We start from the raw sequence: 912 nt of genomic DNA, 5'->3' as shown, positions 1-912 counted from the left end.
TTCCGGGAATACTCAGAAAAGCAGGCGGTCATTGCGTCTGCCTGTCCAGCCTTGAAAAACAGCAGGTATTTGTCCGGCCCGGTTTTATAGAACGCATAGTCTACATTCCATTTCCGGGCCACGCGGTCAAAGGACTTGGCATCCCCGGATAGCTCAATGCTGTTTGTGGCTGTACCGTGGGCCATGAGCTTTCGCACACTTTGTTTTCCATGCGGTACTTGCCGCCCACGGTATGCCTTGCGGATCTTCCGGCCCACCATGCCCAGCACATACGCCAGTCCCCGCGCCGTCAGCTTGGTTGTTTTTACGGATATGGCTATCGTACGCCGGGAAATATCTTCATCAATCAGTTACACCGCCTCCTTCCTTGGGACAATTTGTCTCGAAGTGCCATCACCGATCCCCACGGTCTTTTTTCTGCATTTGACGGTAGCCCTCCAAAGAAGAACCGTCTATGATTTCCTGATAAGCGGCCATTTGCTCCCGGATAGAGAGCTTCGGGAAAGAGAATACCTTATGCTCCTTGGGAATATCCTGCAAGCCGTGATACACTTCCACGAAATGATCGCTTTCTTTGACAACATAGCCGCCCGGGGCAAAATGGCCGTTTTCGTGGATGCAGGCATCCCGGCCATACGCCTCATAATCGAAATACGGTTTTACCTGATCCGGCACATCCAACATTTCCAGATCGTCCACATAAATACGCCCCAGCGTTTCCTCATCGGATACGCCGGGGTAAAAGCCGTAACAGTCCAGATTTTGTGTCAGATTGATGATGTCCCGCACCGAAGAACAGTGATCGCCGCTGTCGAGGACGGCCTCCAGTGTTTCCAGCTCCGATGAGGTAAGCTCGGAAAGCAGGCAGGCCAGATGATTAAGCTCGTCCAGATTTTCATACTCGCTCAAATG

Annotated in this window: 2 protein-coding genes; both read right to left on the bottom strand. The window is 52.1% G+C overall.

Annotated features, from left to right (window positions below; genetic code table 11):
- A partial coding sequence (locus H8Z83_RS19230) for a PcfB family protein (RefSeq protein WP_207732106.1) occupies positions 1 to 260 on the bottom strand: 260 nt, incomplete at its 3' end.
- Positions 261 to 393: 133 nt separating this feature from the next.
- A partial coding sequence (locus H8Z83_RS19225) for an antirestriction protein ArdA (RefSeq protein ID WP_187016495.1) occupies positions 394 to 912 on the bottom strand: 519 nt, incomplete at its 5' end.

Source organism: Dysosmobacter segnis (genome assembly GCF_014297285.1).
In the GTDB taxonomy this organism is placed as follows: Bacteria; Bacillota; Clostridia; order Oscillospirales; family Oscillospiraceae; genus Oscillibacter; species Oscillibacter segnis.
The sequence above is the reverse complement of the archived record's forward strand: the minus strand, read 5'-3'. Positions and strand labels throughout refer to the sequence as shown.